Below are 970 nucleotides of genomic sequence, written 5' to 3'. Positions count from 1 at the left end.
GCGCGGTGAAGCGCTCGGCCGTGGCGCGCATCCCGTCTGCGTCCGTCGTCACAACTGCGAGCGCCCGGGTCAGCGCGTCGTGAAACCGCCCCGAGCCATCACGATCTCGTCGGGCCGAGTCGACGGCGTCGGCGAGGTCGCGAAGGTCCTCACCGAGTGCGCGGAGCCGACGGCCGCAGTCCAATAATGTCGCGTCGTCCGCCGTCGGCCAGCATCCCGGCACCAGTGCCTCGGCGAGGGTACGGAGCTCGTCGGTCGGCGATGTCGTCGCTGCCGAGTTCGCGGTGGTCATGTGGCTTCGGTGCCTGTCCGCTCGTCGGTGTCGGCACGTCCGCGTGCAGCGAGTTCCCGGTCGGTGTCGACGATCTGCTCGGCGCCGCGGCGGGCACGGTCGACGATCGTGTCGAGAGCGCTCGACGCGGTGTCGACGCCGCGCACGCACTCGGTAGCGATCGGACGTGCTCCCGACCGGAAGGCGTCGGCCTGCACGCCTTCACCGACGGCGCGGTCGGCAACGGCACACACCGTGACGAGTTCGTCGCGGAGCGCATGGAGGTGATCGGCGACCCGGCTCAACCGTCCGAGCACATCGCTGTGGAACCGCGCGTCGAGCCGCATCGTGGCAGAACCCTCCTCGGGGGCTTCCCGACCATCGGCCGAACCGCTCACCGACGGACCTCGTCAGCACGGGTGCGACCGTCATACCCGTCACGCCGTACGTCTGCGTATCCCGGCCTCATCTCGGACACGCTGCGCAACAGTCGTTCCCGTTGCTCGCACAGTTCCGCGTCGGCGCGCTGGGCGAGTTCGACGATTGACACAGACAATTGTTCGGCACGGTAGTGCCGCAGTGCGGCGGGGCGAATGTCGACGTCCCGGATGAGTCCCCGCGACCCGACGGTCACACTGATCAGTCGGTCCGGCGTGGTGGCCTGCGCAGTCAGCCGATCGAGTTCGCCGGTCACTCTTG

At 69.3% G+C, this 970-nt stretch carries 2 protein-coding genes and 1 pseudogene; all 3 read right to left on the bottom strand.

Features of this window, described 5'->3' with window-relative positions; all coding sequences use genetic code 11:
• Window positions 1–292 (bottom strand): annotated as a pseudogene (locus GOOTI_RS15640) (hypothetical protein); the annotation flags it as partial.
• A complete protein-coding gene (locus GOOTI_RS15635) occupies window positions 289–669 on the bottom strand; it encodes a hypothetical protein (RefSeq protein WP_039994210.1) in 381 nt (126 codons plus the stop codon). The gene GOOTI_RS15635 and the pseudogene GOOTI_RS15640, both read right to left, overlap by 4 nt.
• Window positions 666–970 (bottom strand): YbaB/EbfC family nucleoid-associated protein (locus tag GOOTI_RS15630; RefSeq protein WP_007239582.1); only part of this gene is annotated, 305 nt, incomplete at its 5' end. The genes GOOTI_RS15630 and GOOTI_RS15635, both read right to left, overlap by 4 nt.

This window comes from Gordonia otitidis NBRC 100426 (assembly GCF_000248075.1).
GTDB lineage: Bacteria > Actinomycetota > Actinomycetes > Mycobacteriales > Mycobacteriaceae > Gordonia > Gordonia otitidis.
The sequence above is the reverse complement of the archived record's forward strand: the minus strand, read 5'-3'. Positions and strand labels throughout refer to the sequence as shown.